This is a genomic window from Pseudobutyrivibrio sp. ACV-2 (genome assembly GCF_900107545.1).
Taxonomy (GTDB): domain Bacteria; phylum Bacillota; class Clostridia; order Lachnospirales; family Lachnospiraceae; genus Pseudobutyrivibrio.
On record NZ_FNQZ01000035.1, the window covers coordinates 1 to 7,281 of the forward strand.

9 protein-coding genes, 4 tRNA genes and 1 rRNA gene are annotated in these 7,281 nt (G+C 35.2%); 13 read left to right on the forward strand and 1 reads right to left on the reverse strand.

Going from position 1 to position 7,281, the window contains the following annotated elements; all coding sequences use genetic code 11:
* The 5 genes from BLV53_RS16515 to BLV53_RS16535 all read left to right on the forward strand — a co-directional run.
* Positions 1-201 (forward strand): 23S ribosomal RNA (locus tag BLV53_RS16515); the annotation flags it as partial.
* A 76-nt stretch (positions 202-277) separates the two neighbouring features.
* Positions 278-350: transfer RNA gene (locus BLV53_RS16520), tRNA-Thr, on the forward strand.
* Positions 351-371: 21 nt separating this feature from the next.
* A tRNA-Ser gene (locus BLV53_RS16525) sits at positions 372-457 on the forward strand.
* A 22-nt stretch (positions 458-479) separates the two neighbouring features.
* A tRNA-Lys gene (locus tag BLV53_RS16530) sits at positions 480-552 on the forward strand.
* Between the two features lie 105 nt (positions 553-657).
* Positions 658-1,221, forward strand: coding sequence for a GNAT family N-acetyltransferase (locus BLV53_RS16535; protein WP_090302725.1), 564 nt, complete (start codon positions 658-660; stop codon positions 1,219-1,221).
* Between the two features lie 37 nt (positions 1,222-1,258).
* Here BLV53_RS16535 and BLV53_RS16540 read toward each other — a convergent pair whose 3' ends face one another.
* A complete protein-coding gene (locus BLV53_RS16540; protein ID WP_090302726.1) occupies positions 1,259-2,287 on the reverse strand; it encodes a tyrosine-type recombinase/integrase in 1,029 nt (342 codons plus the stop codon).
* Between the two features lie 290 nt (positions 2,288-2,577).
* Here BLV53_RS16540 and BLV53_RS16545 point away from each other — a divergent pair, with 290 nt between their 5' ends.
* From BLV53_RS16545 to BLV53_RS16580, 8 genes are all read left to right on the forward strand, one after another.
* Positions 2,578-2,916 (forward strand): hypothetical protein, encoded by a 339-nt coding sequence (locus tag BLV53_RS16545; protein WP_170830917.1) that lies wholly within the window; start codon positions 2,578-2,580, stop codon positions 2,914-2,916.
* Between the two features lie 274 nt (positions 2,917-3,190).
* Entirely contained in the window at positions 3,191-4,270 is a 1,080-nt protein-coding gene (locus BLV53_RS16550; protein ID WP_090302728.1) for a phage holin family protein, read from the forward strand.
* 179 nt (positions 4,271-4,449) lie between these two features.
* Positions 4,450-4,522: transfer RNA gene (locus tag BLV53_RS16555), tRNA-Pro, on the forward strand.
* 116 nt (positions 4,523-4,638) lie between these two features.
* The gene (locus BLV53_RS16560) at positions 4,639-5,058 is read left to right on the forward strand and encodes a GNAT family N-acetyltransferase (RefSeq protein ID WP_090302729.1); all 420 of its coding nucleotides are present in this window, start codon (positions 4,639-4,641) and stop codon (positions 5,056-5,058) included.
* Positions 5,059-5,084: 26 nt separating this feature from the next.
* Positions 5,085-5,774, forward strand: a complete 690-nt coding sequence (locus tag BLV53_RS16565; protein ID WP_090302730.1) for an aspartate/glutamate racemase family protein — start codon at positions 5,085-5,087, stop codon at positions 5,772-5,774.
* Positions 5,775-5,786: 12 nt separating this feature from the next.
* Complete coding sequence (locus BLV53_RS16570; RefSeq protein WP_090302731.1) at positions 5,787-6,365, forward strand: DJ-1/PfpI family protein; 579 nt, start codon at positions 5,787-5,789, stop codon at positions 6,363-6,365.
* 16 nt (positions 6,366-6,381) lie between these two features.
* Positions 6,382-6,630, forward strand: coding sequence for a PF20097 family protein (locus tag BLV53_RS16575; RefSeq protein WP_090302732.1), 249 nt, complete (start codon positions 6,382-6,384; stop codon positions 6,628-6,630).
* Positions 6,631-6,645: 15 nt separating this feature from the next.
* A complete protein-coding gene (locus tag BLV53_RS16580; protein WP_090302733.1) occupies positions 6,646-7,131 on the forward strand; it encodes a GNAT family N-acetyltransferase in 486 nt (161 codons plus the stop codon).
* Positions 7,132-7,281 lie beyond the last annotated feature (150 nt).

Consider the following 7,281-nt stretch of genomic DNA (forward strand, 5'->3'; position numbering starts at 1 on the left):
GTCTACCAAAGGCATAGCTGAGTAGCCAAGTCTGGACGGGATAAACGCTGAAGGCATCTAAGCGTGAAGCCCCCCTCAAGATGAGATATCCCCTCCATAAGGAGATAAGATCCCTTAAAGACGATAAGGTAGATAGGTTCAAGGTGTAAGTGTGGTAACACACTCAGCTGATGAATACTAATAGATCGAAGGTTTATTCTAAGGTAAAGATATGTAGAAAGATAATTCTTTAATGCTGTATGAAGTTTTGAGGTTGCTATAATTTGTATAGTAATTAGCCGATGTGGCTCAATTGGCAGAGCAGCTGATTTGTAATCAGCAGGTTATCGGTTCGAGTCCGATCATCGGCTTTTATTAACAATATAATATATGCAGAGGTATCGAAGTGGTCATAACGAGGCGGTCTTGAAAACCGTTTGTCCGCAAGGGCGCGTGGGTTCGAATCCCACCCTCTGCGTTTGAAATTTAATATATAATAGGCGCGACTAGCTCAGCTGGCAGAGCACCTGACTCTTAATCAGGGTGTCCAGGGTTCGAACCCCTGGTCGCGCATTTTGTGTAAAGCTATCTAAGTTGTAGATAGCTTTTTTAATATAATAAAATATACTAGTTTTTGGATTAATAGTTTCAAAACAAATTAGGGAATAGGTACTTAATATGCATTTACAACAATTAACTAAAACACAAATAGAAAATATTTATAATGAACATATGATTATTGATTTTCCTAAAGCGGAACTTAAGCCTTTAAATATAATCTTATATTCTGTAGAACAAGGATTTTATGAATGCTTAGGACTGTTTCATGGGGAATCGTTAGTTGGGTATACCTATCTGGTAAGATTCGATAATAGTTATCTGATTGACTACATTGCTATTTTTCCAGAGCTTAGAAACAAAGGAATAGGTTCAAATCTTATTTCTATCATAGATTCTTATCTTATAACTGCAGATAGAATAATTGGAGAAGTAGAAGATCCGGCATACGCAGAAAATAGAGAACAGATAATGCTTCAAACTAGACGTTATGAATTTTATTTACGGAATAATTGTAGTGACACTGGCTTACGTGTGGAATGCTTTGGAGTAAAATATATTATTCTAGAATCAGGGATAAAAAAATGTAAAGATAAAGATGAGGCATGGAACTTATATGAAAGATTTTATAAAAACTTTCTCACAAAAGAAAAATTAAAAATGAATATTAAAAGATTGTCTTAAATAAATTTGATGCTTTATAAAGGTATACAGGAGTAACTTATTGAAAGAGTACTCCTGCAGCCTCAGCAGCCTTGTCAATTCTTTGTTCTTTTCCAGAAATATAATGTTTTGAAGTTTCAATTGAACTATGATGAAGTGCATCTTTTATAGCGTAGACATCCTTTGTTTGAGCATAAACAGTGGTAGCAAATGTAGCACGCATTTTGTGTGGTGATATATTATCTGGTAGTCCAGCAATTTTGCAATATTTATCTAGCATCGTACGTATACCATTAGCAGATATACGTTTTCCTCGTGTACTTACAAATAAAGCATTTTCATTAGAAGATGCAATTAATAATGGACGCGAGTATTCTATATATTCAGCCAAAGTATCATATACTGCTTTAATAACTCTAACCTTATCTTCATCTCCGCCTTTTCTTATAATATTAAGATATATTTTCCCAGTTTCGGTGGTGTCAATATCTGATATATTTAGGCCGACAAGCTCTGAAATACGCATTCCTGTTCCAAGGAATACTTTTATTATGGCCAAATCTCTAGACACCAGACGTTCATTATATGCTTTCTGATGATTATTATATCCAGATTGATTTTTAATACAGTTTAGTAATGCAGTTACTTGGGAATCTGATAGATAAATAACGTCTTTCTCTGTAAGCTTTGGATTAATTGCTGAGATAGTTGGATCATTTTTCAGTTCATTAATACATATATAATATTTATAAAAAGTTTTTAAGACTGAAAGTTTTCTTCTACGTGCATTTACAGATAAATCAATTCCATTTTCAGAATTTGATATATAGGATTCAATATTTGTAAGCCGTAAACTATCTAAATCCGCTAAAGTAACATCAGAAGCTTTGTCTTTATGTTTTAATGTTGCTACATAAATAAAAAAGACATTTAATTCATAGAAATAACTAATCATTGTGTTTGTTGAGCGTTTTCTTGCTTTTAGGTGAGTATAAAAATCTTCGACAAATGTAGGTAGCGAATTTAAAATCGTATTTATTTTTTCTGTATTTTTTTTGTCTACATCATTCCTAAATTCATGGCTCATATTTTAAATCCTCCATATAAAATGATTATAACATATCTATATAGAAAAACAAAATTTAACACATAGATAACCAGTAATCAAATCACATTCGTCCTTCTCTATTGATGGCGGTGGATGCTAATAATATAAATATAGTATTTAGGGGTGCAAGTTGCCCCCCTTTATGTTTGCGTATTTTATTTTAGAACAAGAGTCAAGTCACAATAAAAAATCCTATAACTGGGCCAAAAAGAACCCTAAAGCGCCCAAAGGATAGAAAGACTGTAGATATAAATGAGCTTAAAGCATCCTTGGATGAAAGAAGACTATTATTACTGTCTATGATAATAAAGTGGTGTAGGTATATTGCGCAGTGCGTAACTGTAGATGCAGAAGAAATAATGCTCCTTAGAACCTTTATGACAGAAGATAAGGATAAGACCATAAATATCCTAGAAGATATAGAAAACAAAACAGAAGATGAAATCCTAAAGCTGCAGCTAAAAGAGCTTAACTATAAGCTTAACGCTGTAAGTGAGGAATACTATCAAATCATCTATACCCTAAAACAGAAAAGGAAATTAAACCTCCACCTGAGATTTGAAAACTATATTGATGCCAAAACATATATGCATATGCTACTTTCCTAACCAGCTTCTGGAGGAGGCAAAGAAAGTAAAAAAGATCTCCTGCTAAACTTAGATGACGATAACAGAAAGAAATTAAGAGCTAACCAGCCCCTGTTATCGGGATCGCCTAAAAGCAGGAGGTCTAGGCCTGTCAAGGGACCGTGGAATAAATCTTATGCCGCGAAAGCCCTTGATGGGCCGTTCTTTGATATAAGACAACAATTCTGTTGATATAGCCTCGAAATTATGGATATGGTAATATTAATTGTAGTTACGAACTAGGGAGGATTAGGCTATGACATTGTCAAATATGATCGAAATTGTATCCGCTATATTAATACCGGGAATAATAGTTGGGATTACAGCATTAATTAAACTTAATCAAACACCGATGACTTTGACCTTGATGGAGCATAATGAAAGACAAATGCATACCTTTAGAGAAAAAGCAGCTATGTACTTTGCGGTTTTCTTGGGATGTTTTGTTTTGGGATTTGCTTGTAATTGTTTTGCACATCCGAATTTTGTATCAGAATTTGAGAATGAGAGTGTAATTACCGAGGCAAAAGTAGATAGCGAACAGGGCGACAAAGAAGACAAGGGACAATCATCTAATGAGGAAACAACATTTGATGTCGGAGCTTTCTCTATAAATATAGCGGTGATTACAATAGCATTTGCTGTTATAGGTGGAATAGCTACAAAAATAAAGGCAGTTAGGTCGGGCAATCAATTCTTTACCCTCAAGTATTTTGAAAAATATTTTCTAAGGACTGCGATGATTACATGTATAGTAGGGTCAATTATCGCTATTATTCTTAGTGCTTTTGATATGAATTTTAAGACACATTTGTTTATGGCTACTTTTTTATCTTTCTTGGCAGTTACTGCCTTGATATTAATTCGGGAAAACGACCCAACCAAAGATACTAGAAAAAAAGCATATTTGAAAACATATTATAATGGTAGAATTGTTTATTTGTTTGAGACTAAGGGAGAATATCTGATTGCTGGAGATGATGAATACTATGAGCAATCAGTAGATTTTTGGTTTATAAAACTAGAGGATTTAAAAAATATGGTTGTGACAGCTCTAGAAACAGAGCTTTTATTTATAAATAGCAAAGAGCTTACTATAACCAATAACACGGGGCTTTCAGACAATACGGTGATGGATTTTGTTGGATATGATTTTTATAAAAATACTGGTAACCATCATAACATCCCAACAGACAAAAAGATTACTATTACAGCCAATAGTGTGGACGATATATCTTATAGGATACAAGAGGTTCCTAGTGAACATACCGTACAGGTTAAATCTGTTGATAGAAATGAATGGAAGACGGCAATTATTATTAACAAAACTGCTTAGGAAAAACATGTTACTTAGGTTATAATTAAATCGAATTTAGGAGAGGAGGTCTTGCTTATGAAAAGACGCCATATCCTCCACAATGTGGAGGCCTAAACTCGACACTGCGGGTTTAAGTCAAGCTTGCCCGCTAAAATATATAGGCTGCAGAGAGAAATCCCTGCAGACACTTACTTTTTCGGGGTGTGGCTCAGCTGGTAGAGCACTAGACTGGGGGTCTAGGGGCCGCGCGTTCAAGTCGCGTCACTCCGATTTTTCAAGGCTTGGAATGGTTTTGATAACCATTTCAGGTCTTTTGTTGCTTTTAGAGCCTTCATTCGCTATAATCGTTCTAATTTATCCTGACAAAGAAGATACGGAGGTAGCCGATGGACATCGAATATATTAACGAGATACCTGATTATGAATCATACGCGAATCTTAGATTGTCTGTTGGCTGGAAAATTTTTTGTAAAGATCAAATGGAAGAGGCTCTATCAAGAAGTTGCTATTCTGTTCTTGCAAAGCTAAATGACGAAGTAGTTGGTATGGGTAGAGCTGTTGGAGATAGCATGTATCTTACCATTGTAGATGTGATTGTTAACCCTAAATATCAAGGCCAGCATATAGGGGCTACTATAATAAAACGATTAGTTAATGAAATAGAGTTAAATATACCGAAGGATGGTAGAGTGCTGATATCTCTTATTTCCGCGTCAGGTAAAGAAGAATTTTACGTAAAACAGGGATTTAAAATTATTCCTGATGAAGAGTCAGGTCCAGGCTTAAGAAAGATTATATATGGTTAATAGTGGAAATGTAGATAGGAGGTAGCATGAAGACAATAGGATTAATTGGTGGTATGAGTTGGGAAAGTACAATCCCTTACTACAGAATTATTAATGAAGGCATTAAAGAAAAACTAGGTGGATTACACTCAGCTAAGATAGTCCTATATAGTGTCGAATTTGATGAAATCGAGAAATGCCAGTCTTCTAATCAATGGGATAAGAGTGCAGAAATCTTAGGTGATGCAGCAAAGAAACTTGAAGCTGCGGGTGCTGATTTTATATTGATTTGCACAAACACCATGCATAAGGTAGCACCAGAAATTCAAGACATGATTAAAGTTCCGGTTATTCATATTGCAGATGCTACAGCTGATAAATTACAGGAATCAAATATAAAGAAAGTAGCTCTTCTTGGAACAAAATACACTATGACTGAGGATTTCTACAAAGAGAGACTTATCAAGAGAGGTTTTGAAGTATTAATTCCAGAAGCAGATGATATAAATAAAGTAAATGACATCATCTTTAATGAACTCTGTGTTGGTGAGATTAAAGAAGAGTCTCAGGCTGAATTTTGCAGAATTATTGATGATTTAAAGAACAAAGGAGCAGAAGCAGTTATCTTAGGTTGTACAGAAATCGGCTTATTGGTAAAACAGGAAAAATCATCGTTGCCAGTTTTTGATACTACTGATATACATGCAAACAAGGCAGTTGAGTTGGCTTTACAATAGATAGGTGGAATAATGAAGATACTTTTATTATGTGCAAAGGCATTTGAAACGATGGAATTCAGTGTATTCATCGATACGATTGGATGGGCTAGAGAAACATTTAGCAATGATATTGAGGTACATACCTGTGGTTTTCAAAAGGAAGTTGTTAGCACCTTCAGTGTTACAATCAAGGTAGATGTACTTATTGATGATGTTAACACAGATGATTATGATGCCCTTGCTATTCCAGGAGGATTTAGAGAATTTGGATTTAAGGACGAGGCACTGCATCCCAAAACACTGGATTTGATAAGAAGATTTAATGATGAAAATAAGCCAATAGCAACTGTTTGTGTTGCCGCATTTGCCTTAGCAGAGAGCGGTATATTAAAAGGTAGAAATGCTACAGTCTACCACCTAGATAATGGAAAAACTCAAAGCGAATTGGCTGCATATGGCGTAAATGTAATAAATGAACCAGTTGTGGTAGATAAGAATGTAATTACTTCTTACTGTCCGCAGACGGCACCTTTTGTAGCATTCAAACTATTAGAGATGCTTATAGGAGAAGAGAAAACAAAAGAAGTCAGTGCAGCAATGGGTTACTAAGGAAGGAATAACGGTTATGAATTGTCCAAAATGTGGAAATGAAATGTCCAAAGGTGAAATCGGAGTAAGTGCTGCTTCAAGAGGAATACCAGCATTGTTCTGGGCATCCACTGAAGTTATAAATAAGCACATCCCAAGTTTTTTAACCATTAAGAAAGTCGTATCTGAAGGTGGAGTGCACATCAAACTTGGGAATGGCTTGATGAAGAATCGTAACACTGGCTATGTTTGTAAAGCATGCAATTGTGTGTTAATTGATTTGTAAGAAGGAGAATAGGAAGTGGAAACTCTAAAAATTATCTCCGAACTATTCAACTGCAATGGATGGATATCAGATTGTTGTTCAGGATATGGTGATAATATTTCACCTGATATAATAATAGATGGTCTACCAGAGGGAACCATATCTCTTGCAGTTCTCATGGATGATTTCCCTTTTATTTCACCAGAGTATGACCTTATAACTGAGGACGAATTAAAAGAAGTAATAGAGTACAAAAACATAGTCCTGGGATATACAGATGAAGGAATAGTAGGTTTTATTGGTGAGCACTTAGAGGGCAGCATAGGTTTACTGTATATTCTTCCAGAATATCGTCGTAGAGGCTATGCCTCAGAACTAGAAAAAGAAATGTTCAGACGTACACGGGAAAAAGGCTACATTCCATTTGGTCAGGTTGTGACAACAAATGATGCTTCAATCAAATTGCAGGAAAGCATGGGACTTACAAAATCCGAAGGTACTGTGCTTTGGATGTGGCGCTAAATACTTAAGATAAATTTAATAGTTTGTTCCTTGAACCCTCCGTACTTTATGGCTATTAGGCGTTTGCGAAACGCCAGAAGCCGCATAAATACGGCATTTTCACTTAACTAAAAAAGAATAACCCCTCACTGGATATGGTATAATAGAGTT

Excerpts from the sequence above, each read along its gene's own strand:
- BLV53_RS16540 (WP_090302726.1), bottom strand. The coding sequence starts at position 2,287 with ATGAGCCATGAATTTAGGAATGATGTAGACAAAAAAAATACAGAAAAA.
- BLV53_RS16570 (WP_090302731.1), top strand. The coding sequence starts at position 5,787 with ATGAAGATACTTTTATTATGTGCAAAGGCATTTGAAACGATGGAATTC.
- BLV53_RS16535 (WP_090302725.1), top strand. The coding sequence starts at position 658 with ATGCATTTACAACAATTAACTAAAACACAAATAGAAAATATTTATAAT.
- BLV53_RS16560 (WP_090302729.1), top strand. The coding sequence starts at position 4,639 with ATGGACATCGAATATATTAACGAGATACCTGATTATGAATCATACGCG.
- BLV53_RS16575 (WP_090302732.1), top strand. The coding sequence starts at position 6,382 with ATGAATTGTCCAAAATGTGGAAATGAAATGTCCAAAGGTGAAATCGGA.
- BLV53_RS16565 (WP_090302730.1), top strand. The coding sequence starts at position 5,085 with ATGAAGACAATAGGATTAATTGGTGGTATGAGTTGGGAAAGTACAATC.
- BLV53_RS16550 (WP_090302728.1), top strand. The coding sequence starts at position 3,191 with ATGACATTGTCAAATATGATCGAAATTGTATCCGCTATATTAATACCG.